Raw genomic sequence first — 17,239 nt, 5'->3', positions numbered from 1 at the left:
TAAATTATTATATATTAAATTATATAAATAATATTAATTATGACTGCCAATTAGCAATATTTTAAAGAGTTAAATAGAAAAGATTTAAAGTAAAGTAAATGATTTAATTATTAACATACAATTAAATTTTTGTACTATTTGTGGTTATATTTTAAATTATAAACTAAGTCTATTTACTATTTTCAAAATATACATTAAATTAGAAGTATAACTATATAATTACATAATAGGTATATAGTTGATAATAATTAAATTGTTATTTTTTATAGCATTTATAGATATGTAAGTAAAAAAATATATTTTTATATATTACATAAATAAAATAAATAATTAATTAATAGTTAAGTTAAAAGTATAAGTTTTATTAGAAATTATTGATGAATTTTAAATTTAAATTTTCACTATAATTTTAAGGAGAAGTAGTTGTAATATAATCAATTATAGAATGAGAGGTGTTTGTATGCAGAATATAGAAATTCTGAGTCCGGGGGAAAAGATTAAAGTAATTAGAAGAAAATTTAAAATAAAACAACAAGATATAACTGGTGGAGAGATTACAAGAAATCTTATAAGTATTATTGAAAATAATAAAGCAAATTTGACTGAAAATGTTGCTCAAATACTATCAAATAATATAAATAAATTTTGTAGTGAAAAAAATATAAATTTTTCTATAACACCAGAATATTTACTTGAAGATGTACATTCTCAAGTAAATAAAATTTGTGATGACTATATTGAATTTATTGAGAGCACACCTATTAATAAAATTGACACAATAGAGTATTCATTTGATGAACTAGAATATTTTTTAAAAAAATATAATTGTAGAGAAAAGAAATGCGTTATATTTAAAAAAATAGGAGATAAATTTTTAAGTTGTGATAATAAATCTAAAGCATATAATTATTATATTAAAGCATATGAAAATTATATTATTGGTGATGAAGGTATTTTGATTTTTAGTTTATTGATTAATTTAATTAGATGCTGCATAGAATTAGAGAAATTTGATGAAGCTTTGAGATTTATAAATTTTGCCGAAATAAATTTAATAAAACTTAAAGAAGAGGAATCATATGAACTTCATTATAATAGTATAATTTGTTACAAATACTTAGAAAATTATAGCTATCAACTTGAAAAAATAAAACAATTAGAAGAAAGATATACTAAGTATTTAAATGAAAATTTATATGAAAAAATTAATATATTAAATTTAAAGGCAATGTGCTTAAAAGATAAAAAGTCATTTTTAGAAGCATTATTAATAGAAAAAGAAATTTGCAAGATAATTCCTTCTAATAATATTGAACTTCAATTATTATATATATCTAACATTTTGGAGATATATGGTTGTTTGAAAGATAGGAAAAATTTACAGAAATATTTAAATAAAGCTTTAAAAATATGCAAAGAAATTAATGGTACAATAAAAAATGAAGAAAAAATATATTATGATATGGCTATGGCACTAAAATTACTAAATACAAAAGAAGAATGTGCAGAATATTTTAAAAAATCATTAAAGTGTGCAATTGAAGTTAAAAATAAACATATTGTATTTGAAGCTATATTAAATTTATTTAATATAAATATGGAAGAAGAAAATATAGAAGAGATGGGAAATCTAAAAAATATGGTATTAGAATTAATATCAAATAACATGTTAGAAAAAAATACAGATTTAATTTTCTATTTAATAAAATATTATAATGAAATAAAAGATTATGAGAGTATAGAAGACATAATACATTTTATAATATAAAAAGTTAAATGAAGATGTAATCAATATAGGGTAAAAGGGGATAAAAAGTTGAGTATAATAAATTCAAATACAATTAATATTGATGAAATTGATTTTAGGGTTAACGAATATAATAATCCTTCTAATTTTAGTAGTATTAATGGTTATTGCAGATTTAATAGGGAAGTAGATATTTATTATAATCTAGCAAATAAATATAGGGAAGTAAGAAATTTTAATAAAGCAATAGAGTTTTATAATAAGGCATTAAATAAGATCAGATATTCAGATAAGATAATATTTGACTTAATAGTAATGTATGTCAGCACATTATATGTTAGCAATAAATTTAATGAAGCATTAAGTGTTTCTAAAAAATATTTAAATAAATATCCAAATTTTAAACAATTATATTTATTAAATACACTTATTTTTAATAAAATGGGGAATGAAATAGGTCAATATAAAAATCTAAAAAAACTTAATTCAATAGAAGAAGATGTTAAATATTCTAATATATATATGGAATTGATAAACCGTATGAATTAATATTAAAAATACTTTATATTATAAAATGCTTGAATTTATTTCGATTTGAGCATTTATTTTTTATGAAATTTTGATATGATATTATATGAATCCAAGTTAAAACTTAGTTTTTAGGTATTTCAACTTTAAATATTAGGAATGAAAGGTATTATTTAAACATTAAACTTGGAATTCTATAAGGGATGATTGCTGTGAGAAAGAAGGATAAAATTACTATGGATGAAAAAAAATTAAAAAAATTTAAGATAGGTTTAAATTTTGAAATAATTATATTTTTGATTGGAATATTATTTGCAGGTTATAAAAATTCAATATTTTTTATAACAGTGTGTGCATTTATAGTTATAGGTGATATTATAGCTATTTTTTTAATTGATAAACAGTTAAAGAAATAAATTTTTAAAATTAAAAAGAAAGGAATTTAAAAATATTAAAATCCTTTCTTTTTAATTTAAAAGCTTTACCACTTTAAATAAAACAGAAACTATTTGCTTTCTTTTTTATTTTCAGCTTTGTTGTCAGCTTTTTTGTTATCAGCTTTGTTGTTAGCTTTTTTGTCGTCTTCTTTTTTGTTATCTTCTTTTTTATTATCTTCTTTTTTATTTTCAGCTTTGTTGTTAGCTTTTTCTTCAGTTTTAGTGTTGTTTCCTTTAGTTGCGTTGTTTTCAGTTTTTGTGTTGTTTCCTCCACAAGCTACTAAAGATAATGTTAAAACTGATGCTAATACGATTGAAAGAACTTTTTTCATTTTCAAATCCTCCTAAAATTAAATAGATATTTTTTCCTACGACCTTATTATACTCCTATAGAATAATAAAATAAATATAAACTTTAACAAATCTCGGTAAAATATCTAATGAATGCTCCTGTTTCATACAAATTCTAGCTGAATTTAAAGAAATGCAAAAAAGAATTATATATTTTACAGTTACCAAGTGAAAGAATGTAAAAATATGTAGAAAAAACTAGAAAAATAACGAATTATAATGTAAAAAGGAATTAAATTAATATTGAGAATATTTTAAATATTAATTTTGCATCAAAATTATTTAAAGCATTTTGAAAAAACTTATTTTAGAGGCAAAATATACAACTAAAATAAGCTTTAAAAATTATATATGAAATTTCTTTTTAAACTTTTCTTTGTATTTAGCTGGTAGTTTATAATGTATATATAGTAATGAAATAAACAAAGGTACACAAATAAATGAAACTATTAGTGACCAAGTAAGTCGTATATCATTTTTAAAATTATAACAAATTAAAGAATCTATCCATATACAATATAAATTAGAAAAAAGTATTATATATGCTGCTATATTGAAACCACGGATGTCACTTTTACGTATTATCTTTATAATAGCTATAATGAAAATAGTAGCTAATAAGGTAAAAGGTAATCCAAGTGTTATAGACCAATCTAAGGTGCTATTTAATGCATCTAATAATACCAATAGAAAAAATGTATTAGCTCCAAATGCACATATAAAATTATCTAAAGATAGATTAGCTTTAAGTATTATGTAAAGATATATTATACCGCAAAATAATGATACTGTACTGTATTTAGACCAAGTTATAGTTTTATAAAAATAAATATTTTGAAGTATTGCTATTACAATAATACAAATTGCAATAGACATAGAAATTAAAAAAATAGTTTTCTTTAGTTGTTCATGATGATGTGGATATGTATTAATAGCTTTAGGAAATTTAGAAACAGGTTCTAAATTGTCTTCTAAAGGCACTTTGGGAATTGAAAATTCACATAGTGGACACTCATTAATATTATAATCTACCTCAACACCGCACTTAGGACAATAAGGCAAAAGAATCACCTCCAAATTTTAAAAAGTATCGTTAGTTTCTATTTTTATATTAAGTCCCATTTTTTTTAGTTTGCTAAAAAATATTCTTTCTATATTTTTATCAGTAGTAAGTTTACCAAAAGTTATATATAAATTATCTTTATAACTAATAGTTACTATTTTTATTTTGTTACCTTCACTAGGTGGTGGATAAGCTTCAAATCGTTCAATATATGGTTCTAGTTCTTTAGGTACAGATATTTTACCTAAATTAGATAATCCACTGGTATAACTTCCTTCAGCTAATCTACTATATGCAAAAGGCAATACTAAATTTTTAATAAAAAGAGGAGTAATTCTATTTAAAATAGATAGTTCACTTTTTATATTTTTAGAAATATATTGATCAATAAAACGACGATTAACTTTATAATTCATATAATTATGTACATAAGCTAGTATTTCTTCAAAAGAATATTTAGATAGCCTAGGATCAATGTTAGGTGTTACAGTTGTAAAGAAATTTCTAAGTGTACTAGAATTATATAGATTTCTTAAATTTACAGGTACATTTAAAACTATAGGATTAAGTTTTAAGTTTGGATTTTCTATTTTTAATATTTCTATATAATCAAGTATAGTTTCAAAATAAACAGCAATTAGAAACTCAGTAAGTGTAACATTAAATTTTTTAGAAATGGACAAAATATCACGTACAGGAATTATGCCTGTAACTATATGATATACACCTTTGTTCTCCAAATTAACTGGAAAATGAAAGGCTTTTGGTAATTTATTTGGTACTGGTATATTTTTGTTATAATGTTTCTTAAATGAGTCTTCAAATTCTTCAGCCTTAGGATAGTCTGAATAATTAAAGAAATCATTTTTAGGCTCTGAAGAAAAAATATTTTTTTCTTTAAAGTACTCTTTAAGTAAACTTTGAAGAAAAATTATGCCGCCAGTACCATCAGTAATGCTATGAGAAAATTCTACTGAAATCTTTTTATTATAGTATAAAACTCTAAAAGGAAATTGATTTTTCTTTTTTAATTTTAAACACATACAAGGATAGTATATTTCCTCTTCCACTTTAGGAATATTTTCAGTGTAGTCAAAATAATACCAAAATAGTCCTGGCCTTAAATTAACTTGAAAATATGGAAAGCGATTTATTATTTTTGATAAAGCATTTTGAAGAATATCTTTATCTACAGTTTCTGTTAAAGTAACAGAAATTCTAAATAATGTGCTAACTCTCCAAGACATTATAGATGGATAAAGTTTGCCAGCATTATCTAAAGGATACCAATTTGATTTAAAATTATCTTTCATAGATTACCTTTCTAGAAAATCAATATAAATACATGATTTAGTGTAATTTTGTATATTAAATAAATTAGTAAAAATAACTTTATTTACTTATAAACATATAATTAAATTATATATTTATTAAATTGAATTTACTATATTGATTTAATAAAATTTTAATAAATTTTATTAAAATAAAGAAATTGCTAAATATAAATCTTATTTTAGTATTTATTGATTCATAAGATTTAATTCAGCAATTTGAAGTATTTATAAATGAAATTTTTTCTTTAATTTCAATTTAAGTGAGTTAGGTAGTTTGTGATGAATATATATAAGTAGTAATCCAAGAGGAATTAATATTATTGAAACAAATATTGACCAAGTAAGTTTAAATATGCCTTGAATACTTAATGAGATAAATCCATTAACACCAATGCAATATAAACCTAAAGCTATTAAAGTATAACCAGCTACATTAAAAAATTTATTTTTAGTGAATTTTATGACCTCGTAAACAATTGAAAGCAAGCATACAGTCATTACAATAAAAGGCAGACCTAGTCTAATTGACCAGGAAAGATTTCCATCAAAAATATCAAATAGTAAAAGTAAAATAAATGTATTAATGGCGCCTCCAATTAAAAAATTTTTAAAATCCCATTGCAAATCTAACATTAAATAGAAATATAGCATTGCAGCTATTATACTTACACTGGAATATTTAGACCAAGTAAGTTTTCCCGAAACGTAGAAATTATAAAATATAGTTATAAAAACGCTGCATATGCAAATAGCTTTAATTACAGAATAAAGTATTTTTTTAAATTCCTTAACTTTTTTATCATATATATTTTGTGCATTAGGAAAATTCTCATAGCTTTTTCTTGTGTAATCTGGTTCAAGTGGTGGAAGTGAAAATTTACATAAAGGGCACTTTTTTACACCATAATTGATTTCAACTCCACATTTAGGACAATAGGGCATTTTAAAACCTCCTTTAAGATTTTAGTTTGTTTCGATTTTAATTGGTATTCCAAGCTTTCTTAATTTTGTAAAAAAGATTCTTTCTATATTAGAATCAGTTGTAACTTTACCAAAACTTATAAAAAGATTTTCTTTAAAGCTTAATACAACGACTTTTATTTTATTTCCAAGGCTTGGAGGAGGATAAGCTTCAAATTTTTCAATAAAGCCTTCAATTTCTTTAGGTAGAGTTATTTTTCCTAGATTAGATAGACCACTTGTGTAAATTCCTTCAGCAAAAGTATTATAAGCTAAAGGCATAAGCAAATTTTTAATTACTAAAGGTACAGTTCTATTTATAAAAAATAATTCACTTTTTACATTTTTACTTATATGTTGATTTATGAATCGTTTATGTGTTTTTATTTCCATATAACTTTTAACAATTTGTATTATTTCTTCAAAAGTATAATCACCAAGGCGAGGATCTAACATTGGTGTTACAGAAATAAAAAAATTTCTTAATGTAGTTGAATTATACATTTTTCTTAGATTTACAGGAACATTTAAAATTATGGGTCTCATACTAAAGGGAATGTCATTCTCCTCTAATAATTTCATATAATCTATTATTGTTTCAAAATAAATAGCAATCAAAAATTCTGTAATAGTTGCAGAGTAGCTTTTAGATAGTTTTAAAACTTCTGTTAGAGGTAAAATACCTGTTACTATATGATAAACACCTTTAGTGTCCAAATCCATAGGAAAATGAAAGGCTAAAGGCATAAGGGTTGGACTAGGTATATTAGTATTGAAGTGCTTTTTAAAAGAATCCTCGAATTCAGCATTACTAGGTATAGAATCATATTTAAAAAAAACTTCATTTATAGGTGATGTTTTTACTCCTAGCTTATTAAAATATTCATTTAATAAACATTTAAAAAAAACTAAGGCCCCAGTACCATCAGTTATTGCATGAGTAAATTCAACAGAAATTTTACAGTTAAAATAAAATACTCTAAATGGAAAGGTGTCATTTCTCTTTAATTCCATTCCAGTACAAGGATAGTATTCTTCCTTTTCAACAAGTGGTTTTTTATTGGTTTGATCAAAATAGTACCAAAAGAAACCAGGACGTAAATTCACTTGGAAATATGGAAATCTATTTATAATAATATTTAATGCAGATTGTAGAGCATCTTTATCTACTAACTTTTTTAAAGTAACTGAAAATCTAAAAACAGTTGTAACTCTCCAAGACATTATAGAAGGATATAATTTTCCAGCATTATCAAGTGGATACCAATTAGAACTTTCATACTTCATTATTTAATAACCTCTATTAAATTGTTATATATTATTAATATTATTTTATATAGAAAAAATTCATAAAAAAATAAAAGAGGAAAAATTCCTCTTTTATCTTTTTATGAATTTAAAATTAAAAAGCCCAGTTTCCGTTTTTGAATACATAGAATTCTTCATCATTTTCAGTTATTCCAATGATATCTAAATCGCTTGATCCTATCATAAAGTCAACGTGAGTTAATGATGTATTAGCACCAGCATTTATGAATTCTTCTTGAGACATTTCGCTTCCATCTACTAAACATGTTGGATAAGCATTTCCAAATGCTAAGTGACAAGATGCATTTTCGTCAAATAATGTATTAAAGAATACTATGTTTGAGTTAGAGATTGGAGAATCGTATGGTACTAAAGCAACTTCTCCTAAGTATCTAGCTCCTTCATCAGTATCTAATAATTCTTTTAAAGTATCATATCCTTGTTCAGCTGTGAAATCAACAACTTTTCCATCTTTAAATGTTAAAGTAAAGTTATCAATTAAATTTCCGCCATAGTTAAGTGGTTTTGTGCTTGAAACTTTTCCGTTAACACCTGTTTTTAATGGTAAAGTGTAAACTTCTTCAGTTGGCATGTTAGCAACGAAGAAATTTTTCTTTCCGTTGAATTCTCCACCACCTGCCCATAGGTGTTTTTCAGGTAATTCAATAACTAAGTCAGTTATTGCTGATTTGTAGTGTAATTTTTTGAATTTCTTTTCATTTAAGAATGATTTACTTTTTTTGATTGTTTCTAAGTGCTCATTCCAAGCTTCAACTGGATCTTCTTTGTCAACTCTAACTATTTTGAAGATTGCATCCCATAATTTATCCATTGCTTCTTGTGAAGAAGTGTTAGGGAATACTTTTTTAGCCCAAGCTTCTGTTGGAACAGATACTATGTTCCAAGAAACTGTACTGCTCATTGTATATTCTCTAAATTCTTTTAAAGCTATAGAACGTACTTTATTAGCAGTAGCTATTCTAGTTGGATCTACAGGTTTTAATATTTCTGGATCTTGTGCATATATAGTTAAGAAAGCTGCATCATTTTTAGCTAAATCAGCAAGTTCATCAGCTTCAAATTTAGAAAATTCATTAAATGCTTCTTCTGGTGCATTTAAATATTTTATTAATGCAGATTTTTCATCATTCCATCTCATGATAACGTTTTTAGCACCTCTTTTATAAGCTGCTTCAGATATTGCTCTAGCAAACTCTGCACATTCGATAGGTGAGTTAACAACTAGTGTTTGATTTTTTTGTATATTGATACCAACACCAACTGCAAGGTCTGCATATTTTTTTAAACTTTGTTCAAAATTATTCATTAGTAATACCTCCAAAAATTAAAAATTCATTATTTTAAGAAAATTATAAAATATGTAAATATTATTATAACTAAATATTCAAATTCATATTTAATTATTTATGTAAATATTAGTACAAAACTTATATTAACAAAAAAAAATAAATATAGCAATAAAAAGTTAACAAATTATTAACAAAAATATAAAATTATATTTAATTTATATTTTTAATATTATTTAATATAGTGAAAGTTTTCTAATAATTTAATTGATAAAAATTAAATATAAGTAATTAAATGGAAATAAATATGTTATTTAAATATATTTATTTATTTGATTTCTTTAAAAAAGTGTATATATAATAGTGAGTTTTAGTATAGTTGTAAATATGTATATAATTTTAATTATATAATAATTAATTTTATTAACTAAAAGTTAAAATATAAAAATTTCAATTAATTGAAATTTTAATTTATGTTACATAATAAAAAGATGCCTATAAGTTTTATAGACATCTTTAATATTATAATTTATTCATATATTTTAATACAGCTTTTAATGTTTCATATCTATCGCTGCCATAAAGTGCTAAAGTGCCTTTAGTTTTCACTCCTCCACCTACAGTAATTATAGTTTCAGCTTTTAATGTGTTAGAATCATAGTTAGTTTCATTTATTGTTGCACATTTTAAATAGTCAGCAAGATATTCAGCAGCACGTTTATCAACATCATTATTATATATTACTAAGTATTTCACTTTATTCACCTCATTAGAGTTAGTGTTTTTGATAACTTTAGGGTCAATTCCATTGGCAATTGCAAATCCCAACTCCTCAGCACCATATTTTTTATAAATGGATACATCTGTTGTTGCTTCACAGAAAAAACATTCAATTATCATAGCTTCCATATTTGTTGAGTTAAGTTCAGCAAGTTCAGAAGAAGTTTTAACTCCACGATTTAAAAAGCCTAAATTCTTTAAATTATTTAAAATTCTATTAGCAATAGAGATAGTTGAACTGCTAGCATTAGGATGAACCCATACTTCAGCACCTATCGCACCATTATATATATCATAAGCTTTGTTTAGATGAACGGAATAGAATAAATCTACAGAGTTTGAATTAGCTTTATTTATTCCATACATCAATTCTGTATTTGCATTATTCATATTTCCAGGATAGCAATCTACAAAAGAATTGTACTTTTCTAGATATGATTTAGAAGATAAAAAAATTTTTCTATCCTCTAAAGTTTCATCAATGATACCAGAAGCTCCTGGAGCTAGAGGATTATGACCTGATCGTCCACCAATTTTCAATAAAAACACCTACCTAAAATATAAAATTTATTGAAAAAATCATATCAATATGATTTAACACACTAATGTATCGATGTACTAAATTAAATTTTGCTTATTAAATAATATATTCATACAAGAAAAAAATAGACAATTAAATTTGTGAAAACTTTTCATTTAAACATAAACATTATAAAATCATATATAAGAAATAATTGTAAGAAATTCTTAAGAAATATAATAAGTAGTTTGTAAGATATGGAAGGTATTATATAAATATAACTAACCTAAACAGAGATACACTTATGGAAAGCAAGCTTGAATTTAAAGTAGTTTAGTTATTCTTAAATCATATTAAGAATAACTTCAAGCTTGTTTTATCCTTAATGTTATGCATTTACTTGTTCGTATTTCAATTGAAAATGAAAAAAATATGATATAAAAATTAAGGATAAAGAATTAATAGTGAATTACAAATCATTGTTAATTAGTTATGAATGGTAAATAAGGGGGATATTAATGGAAAATTATAATGTGTTAGTTGTAGATGATGATAGGGAAATAGTTGATTCTATAGAAATTTATTTGAAAAATGAAGGTATAAATGTGGTGAAAGCTTATGATGGATTATCAGCAATGGAAACTTTGATGGAAAGCCAAATACAGTTAATACTTATGGACATTATGATGCCTAATATGGATGGTCTTAGAGCAACTATGAAAATAAGAGAAGAAAAAAATATACCTATAATATTAATTTCAGCAAAATCAGAAGATACAGATAAAGTTTTAGGATTAAACATGGGTGCAGATGATTACATTACAAAGCCATTTAATCCTTTAGAATTAATAGCAAGAGTTAAGTCACAGCTTAGAAGATATACTATTTTAGGGAATTATAAAAGTGAGAATGATTGTGAAGAAATTAGAAGCGATGGTCTTACAGTAAACACAAGAACAAAAGAAGTAACTGTTGATGGAGAAAATATAAAAATTACACCAATTGAATTTAAAATATTGAAGCTATTAATGGAAAATCAAGGTACAGTTTTCTCTATAGACAGTATATATGAAAAAGTTTGGAATGAACCAAGCTTTAATGCTGAAAATACTGTGGCAGTTCATATAAGAAGAATTAGAGAAAAAATAGAAATAAATCCTAAAGAACCAAAATATTTAAAGGTGGTGTGGGGAATTGGATATAAAATTGAAAGATATAATTAATAATAAATTTTTTAGAACATTTGTATTATTTATAGTTATATCAACATCTATAGTTACTGGTGTAAAAACCGTAAGAATTCTAAAAAATAGGGAACTAAGTGAAAGAAATTTTATAAAATCTAATGTTTTTAATGCCAAATTAGAAGATATAATAAATTCCGCTGAAAGTATGGTATATAATTATATTCCATCTAATTTGGAAATAGAAAATAAAATGAATTATAACAAAAGTAAACTCAATGATGAAAAGAAAAAAGTTGAAACAGAGTATAAAAACAAAATAATGGATGCTACACTTGAAAATGACACAGAATCAAAGAAACAATATTGGGAAAAAATAGATAGCGAAGTTGAAAAATTAAAAACTAAGTATCCAGAAAATGAAGAAAGAATAGTGGGAGACTTAATAGCAAACAGAAAAATTAAATTAAAAGATGTAAGAGTAGGATTGAAAAATTTAGAAAATATAAAGTTTATTATAGAAGAAAAGACAACAAAAAGTAAATTTAGTAATACTGACTATAAAGACCTAGAAGCATTCAGAACAGCATATGAAAATAGTGGTTTATTATATGTTAAAAATTATGGAAATAATTTAGTTGGAGTTGATGAAGAAGGAAATAAGCTAAATATAAATTCAAATGATTTTCAAAATTACAATTTAGAATTAGTTGTAATTAACCCTATAGAGGAAAATGATCAAATATATGAAATGTATAATAATTATAAAATCAATACTAGAAATAATCAAATAATTATTTTCGTTTTTGTAATTTCTCTAATAATATTATGTACAATAATGAAGAAAGAGAAAATTGAAGAAGATAAACTTTTATGCAAGGATAATTTAAAGGAAATGTTTTATAAGATAAATAAAATAAAATTAGAAATTAGATGCATTTTAATTTTATTTTGTTTAGGGATTATAGCTAATTTTGGTTTGATTATTGTAAGTATTTTTAGTATAGCAATAATATTATTAATTATATCTAGCATGATTTATCATTTTAGAAATTTAGAAAATAAAGTAGATTTTTTAAAAGCAAGTTATACATGGGATTTAATAATATACTTTAGAACTGTTTCTGAAAAATTTTCATTTGGTAAAAAAATAAATTTAATATTTATAATAATATTAATTATAGAATGTATTGCAGGTATTATAAGTATACTATCCATGCATAATGGCAATATATTATCCATTTTATTTCTAGGATTAATAGGATTTATATGCGAAGCTTATATTTATGTATATTTTACAAAACAGGCATTAAGTATAAAGAAAATAACAGTAGGTACTAAGGAAATTGCTAATGGAAATTTAAATTATAAATTTGATTTGGCGGAGTTTAATGAGTTTTTAGAGTTAGCATCAAATATTAATAATATTGGTGAAGGATTAAAAAAAGCTATAGAAAATGAAGTGAAAAGTGAAAGAATGAAAGCTGAACTTATAACTAATGTATCACATGATTTAAAAACACCATTAACATCTATTATTAATTATGTAGATATATTAAAAAAAGAAAAGTTAACACCTGAATATGTACAAGATTATATATTAATTTTAGATAAAAAATCTCAAAGATTAAAAGTTCTAATACAAGATTTATTTGAAATATCAAAAGCTAATAGTGGAAATGTAGAATTAAGTTTAGAAAAAGTAGAAGTTAGTGAGTTGTTAAATCAAAGTTTAGCAGAATTAGATGAAAAGATAAAAAAATCAAAATTAAACTTTAAAACAATTTTCCCAAAAGAAAAAACATATATTATAGCTGATGGCAAAAAACTTTGGAGAGTTTTTGAAAATATAATAGGAAATGCAATTAAATATTCGCTAGAAAATACTAGAGTTTTTATAGATTTAATAGTAGAAAATAACATAGCAATTATTACTGTGAAAAACATATCTAAATATGAATTAAATTTTAAATCAGAAGAAATAATGGAGAGATTTAAAAGAGGGGATGAGGCTAGAAGTACAGAAGGTTCAGGATTAGGTATTGCAATAGCTAAGAGCTTAGTTGAAATTCAAAATGGAAAGTTTAATGTAAAAATTGATGGAGATATGTTTAAAGTTCAAATAAAATTTAAAATAGCAGAATAAAACATAAAATAAAGATAGTCTTGTAACTATCTTTATTTTTATTCATTAAATTAAATTTCAATATATTTGAAAGTAGATTTAAATATATTTTCATCTAAATTTATATATTCCCCATCTAAAGTAAGAATTTTAATTCCATCTCTTTCTTGAAGTTCAAAAATATCTAATGAATTAGATTTTTTAAATATACTTCCGACATTAAAATTGAATATATCATTAATAAAACAAGGAACTTGTGAAAATTTGCACTGTACAATATAAGTTCCAAGGGGAACTTCATTATCGTTACATTTCAATATTTTATGATTTGAATTAGCATTATCTTTATCCCAATAAACATCAAAATCTAGCAAATTAAATTTTTCATCACAAGAATTGTCATATACATGAAATTTTGAACCAATTGGAAATTTTAAAATTTCATTAAAATCTAATAACAATTCATTAGATTCATCGAGAAATTCATTCCAGGAAACTATATGATAACTATTGTTTTTATAATAGTTAATTGAGTTTATTTCTATAGCATCATATAAATTAATGGTAATACAAGTGTTCTCGCCATAGCTAGAAAATTCATCAAGATAATCATTAGAACTTTTATTTTTATTTAAATATCCTTTTTTTTCTAGTATACATAATAATTCTTTAAAGCAAAGAACAGTATTACAATTTATTGCAATAACATGTTCTACTAAACCAGTATATAAAGCTATATTCATTTATTTTCCTCCAAAAAATAATTTATAGAAATCTATAGTTTCTACAATAAAATAATATCATATTAGAACTTTTAAAAGTAATAAAATATATAAATTTAAGGTTAAACTTTTAAGTTATTCACATTGTAGTTTTAATAAATAGATATTTTAAATATTGATGATTAGTGATGAAATATATAAATATTAAATCACATTTTTAAATAAATATGATTAAGCTTAAAATCAAATATAATATAAAGAAAAAAATATCTATAATGTAGGATTTTATCGTAAAAAATCAATATTAATCGCCACTAAATGACAGAAAATTTAGACATAAATTTGTATAATAAAGTTCAGATTAATTAGCTAAAAGGAGCATAAAATGGAATATAAGTTTGAAGATTTAAATAAATACACATTAGAAGAAAAAGAAAAAATAGTTTTAGATAGATATAAAAGCAAAGTTATATTTGCAGGAAAGCAACATGGAGTAATAAAGAAAATTAATAATTTAAATAATAATACAAAGCCTAATCCAGAAAAGTTAGCTGTTTTAGAAGGAATATGGGGTTTAGATTTAATACTAAAAAATAATATTAAAATAAAATATTTTATTTTTTGTATAGAAGATATTCATACAATAGAAGCACAAGAAATATTACACAAATGTATTAATATAGCAGAGGAAGTTTTTGTTGTATCAAAAAAAGTATTTTTATCCATTAGCGAAAAAGGAAATCCACAGGGATTGTTAGCAGTATGTTATATGCCTAATAAGACATTTGATGATATAAATTTAAAAAGAAATAATCTTGTAATTGTATTAGATGGTCTTGAAATTCCAGGCAATGTAGGAACAATTATTCGTTCAGCAGATGCAACTAATATAGATGCTATAATAATTAATAATAGAAAAACTAGGATGAATCATCCAAAACTTATAAGAAGTAGTATGGGATCATGTTTAAGCATGAAAATTATTGATAGTACATTTGAAGAAACAAAAAAATGGCTTGATAAAAATAAATTTCAAGTTGTTTTAACAGACACAAGAGCAGAAAAGGAATATTATGAACTTAAATATGATAATAGAGTTGCTATTGTTATGGGAAGTGAAAAATATGGAATATCTAGAGAGTGGTATGATACAAAATATACTGGTGTATCAATACCTATGCTTGGAGAGTGTGATTCATTAAATGTTGGAGTGGCAACAACAATAATTTTATATGAAGCATCACTTAAAAATAAAAGTATATTAAATAGAAAAGAAGCATAAATAAAAAAAGAGTATAGATTTTTAAATCTATACTCTTAAAATGCTATTCTATAACAACTAATTCTTTATTATATTTGTTTAACACTTCACAGCCATCTTCAGTAACTAAAACTAAGTCTTCTATTCTTACACCAACTTCTCCAGGTATGTATATACCAGGTTCTATTGAGAATATCATTCCAGGTTTAACTTCTTCAGTATTTACAGCTGATACGTCTCCAAGATCATGAACTTCAAGTCCTATTGAGTGTCCAGTTCTGTGAGTGAAGTATTTTCCGTAGCCTTTAGATTCAATATAATCTCTAGCAGCTTTATCTATATCACAGAATCTAACACCTGGTTTCACTATAGATATAGCTCTTTTGTTAGCTTCAAGAACTGTTTCAAAAACTTCTTTAGAATGTTCAGGAACAGATTTATAGAATACTGTTCTTGTCATATCAGAGCAGTATGAATCTTTAACACAACCCATATCAATGATTACAGAGTCTCCTTCTTTAACCATTGAGCCATCATTACCATGATGTGGGTCAGCTCCATTTGCACCATAAGCTATTATAGGTTCAAATGAAAATCCTTCACAACCAAGAGATTCATATATTTCAGATAGCTTTTGAGCCATTTGCTTTTCAGATAAACCTTCTTTAACAAATTTTTGGATTTGTTCCATTGCAAGGTCATTAAGATGAGATGAAGTTCTCATAAAATCTTTTTCAGCTTCATCTTTAAACATTCTACATCTATCTACTATTATAGAACCATTAACAACGTTAGTGTCACCTTTTAATTCCATAAGTCTTAGTAAGAATCTAGCTGGCCAGTTTTTGTCAACACCAATAGTTTTATCTTTTTCGATGTTATCACATATTATAGAAACACCGTCATCATTATCAGTAAACCAAACTTTTTCAACACCTAAATCTTCGTGTACTGGGAATAATTCGTTAATAAATAATTTGTTATTTCCATTTATATTTATGTATAATGCTAATAATCTTTCACCAGGATGAATCCATCTTCCAGTTAAGTAAAATATAGCAGCAGGATCAGAAATTAATAATTGAGGAATTCCTCTTTCTTTCATGCCTTCTAAAACGTTATTAAGTCTTCCTTGTTTCAAAACAATCTCCTCCAAACGTAAAGATAAATTTATACTTATTCCATTAAATAAGCACATTACGATTAATAAATATTTAAAATTATTAATTTAATGATATATTAATTTAATGATAAAATCAAGAATTTTAAAATCATACTTTGCAATTTAAAGAAAATTTTAAAAACGTAAGAAAAATATTTTTAAACTAAATTTAAAATATAGTAGAAAATCATTTTAAAATTTGGAAATCCAATTTTAATATATACTGCAAACTAATCTTAATTTAGTTGAGAAAGAGAAATTTAAAGTGTTGTACAAAAATTAACAATTAACGATGAACAATTAACAATGAAGGATAAAACTGAAAGCTCAGTTTTTTTAATAGATTTTAAAATAATTTGTAGAACAAATTATTTAAGGATTATATAAAAACTAAATTTTGTAAAATATTAAAAGTAATAGTTATATTTACTATGAAAACTATGGTTAGTA

General features: G+C 23.6%; 15 protein-coding genes. 6 read left to right on the top strand and 9 right to left on the bottom strand.

Going from position 1 to position 17,239, the window contains the following annotated elements; genetic code table 11:
* Positions 1 to 460 precede the first annotated feature (460 nt).
* The 3 genes from BN346_RS08250 to BN346_RS08240 all read left to right on the top strand — a co-directional run bounded on the left by BN346_RS08250 (position 461) and on the right by BN346_RS08240 (position 2,691).
* Entirely contained in the window at positions 461 to 1,768 is a 1,308-nt protein-coding gene (locus tag BN346_RS08250; RefSeq protein ID WP_040327790.1) for a hypothetical protein, read from the top strand.
* 48 nt (positions 1,769 to 1,816) lie between these two features.
* Entirely contained in the window at positions 1,817 to 2,296 is a 480-nt protein-coding gene (locus tag BN346_RS08245) for a tetratricopeptide repeat protein (protein WP_040327789.1), read from the top strand.
* Positions 2,297 to 2,487: 191 nt separating this feature from the next.
* On the top strand, positions 2,488 to 2,691 hold the full coding sequence (locus BN346_RS08240) for a hypothetical protein (RefSeq protein WP_040327787.1): 204 nt from the start codon (positions 2,488 to 2,490) through the stop codon (positions 2,689 to 2,691).
* An 89-nt stretch (positions 2,692 to 2,780) separates the two neighbouring features.
* Here the strand turns inward: BN346_RS08240 and BN346_RS08235 are convergent, their stop codons facing one another.
* The 7 genes from BN346_RS08235 to BN346_RS08205 all read right to left on the bottom strand — a co-directional run bounded on the left by BN346_RS08235 (position 2,781) and on the right by BN346_RS08205 (position 10,364).
* A complete protein-coding gene (locus BN346_RS08235) occupies positions 2,781 to 3,044 on the bottom strand; it encodes a hypothetical protein (protein WP_051540185.1) in 264 nt (87 codons plus the stop codon).
* 364 nt (positions 3,045 to 3,408) lie between these two features.
* Complete coding sequence (locus BN346_RS08230) at positions 3,409 to 4,125, bottom strand: DUF6320 domain-containing protein (protein WP_040327786.1); 717 nt, start codon at positions 4,123 to 4,125, stop codon at positions 3,409 to 3,411.
* A gap of 18 nt (positions 4,126 to 4,143) precedes the next feature.
* Entirely contained in the window at positions 4,144 to 5,439 is a 1,296-nt protein-coding gene (locus BN346_RS08225; protein WP_040327785.1) for a hypothetical protein, read from the bottom strand.
* A gap of 246 nt (positions 5,440 to 5,685) precedes the next feature.
* On the bottom strand, positions 5,686 to 6,402 hold the full coding sequence (locus BN346_RS08220) for a DUF6320 domain-containing protein (protein ID WP_040327784.1): 717 nt from the start codon (positions 6,400 to 6,402) through the stop codon (positions 5,686 to 5,688).
* A gap of 21 nt (positions 6,403 to 6,423) precedes the next feature.
* A complete protein-coding gene (locus BN346_RS08215) occupies positions 6,424 to 7,707 on the bottom strand; it encodes a hypothetical protein (RefSeq protein WP_040327783.1) in 1,284 nt (427 codons plus the stop codon).
* Positions 7,708 to 7,822: 115 nt separating this feature from the next.
* Positions 7,823 to 9,055, bottom strand: a complete 1,233-nt coding sequence (locus BN346_RS08210; RefSeq protein WP_040327782.1) for an aminopeptidase — start codon at positions 9,053 to 9,055, stop codon at positions 7,823 to 7,825.
* 502 nt (positions 9,056 to 9,557) lie between these two features.
* The gene (locus tag BN346_RS08205; RefSeq protein ID WP_242838410.1) at positions 9,558 to 10,364 is read right to left on the bottom strand and encodes an N-acetylmuramoyl-L-alanine amidase; all 807 of its coding nucleotides are present in this window, start codon (positions 10,362 to 10,364) and stop codon (positions 9,558 to 9,560) included.
* A gap of 489 nt (positions 10,365 to 10,853) precedes the next feature.
* Here BN346_RS08205 and BN346_RS08200 point away from each other — a divergent pair, with 489 nt between their 5' ends.
* A complete protein-coding gene (locus BN346_RS08200) occupies positions 10,854 to 11,558 on the top strand; it encodes a response regulator transcription factor (protein ID WP_040327779.1) in 705 nt (234 codons plus the stop codon).
* Positions 11,530 to 13,665, top strand: a complete 2,136-nt coding sequence (locus tag BN346_RS08195; RefSeq protein WP_051540183.1) for a sensor histidine kinase — start codon at positions 11,530 to 11,532, stop codon at positions 13,663 to 13,665. Before BN346_RS08200 ends, BN346_RS08195 begins: the two co-directional genes overlap by 29 nt.
* 50 nt (positions 13,666 to 13,715) lie before the next feature.
* Here BN346_RS08195 and BN346_RS08190 read toward each other — a convergent pair whose 3' ends face one another.
* Positions 13,716 to 14,387 (bottom strand): hypothetical protein, encoded by a 672-nt coding sequence (locus BN346_RS08190; protein WP_040327777.1) that lies wholly within the window; start codon positions 14,385 to 14,387, stop codon positions 13,716 to 13,718.
* A gap of 364 nt (positions 14,388 to 14,751) precedes the next feature.
* On the opposite strand from BN346_RS08190, the gene BN346_RS08185 reads away from it, so the two are divergent.
* The gene (locus BN346_RS08185; protein ID WP_040327775.1) at positions 14,752 to 15,648 is read left to right on the top strand and encodes an RNA methyltransferase; all 897 of its coding nucleotides are present in this window, start codon (positions 14,752 to 14,754) and stop codon (positions 15,646 to 15,648) included.
* Positions 15,649 to 15,691: 43 nt separating this feature from the next.
* Here BN346_RS08185 and BN346_RS08180 read toward each other — a convergent pair whose 3' ends face one another.
* On the bottom strand, positions 15,692 to 16,768 hold the full coding sequence (locus BN346_RS08180) for a M24 family metallopeptidase (RefSeq protein ID WP_040327773.1): 1,077 nt from the start codon (positions 16,766 to 16,768) through the stop codon (positions 15,692 to 15,694).
* Positions 16,769 to 17,239 lie beyond the last annotated feature (471 nt).

It is taken from the genome of Clostridium ihumii AP5, from assembly GCF_000612845.1.
In the GTDB taxonomy this organism is placed as follows: domain Bacteria; phylum Bacillota; class Clostridia; order Clostridiales; family Clostridiaceae; genus Clostridium_J; species Clostridium_J ihumii.
The sequence above is the reverse complement of the archived record's forward strand: the minus strand, read 5'-3'. Positions and strand labels throughout refer to the sequence as shown.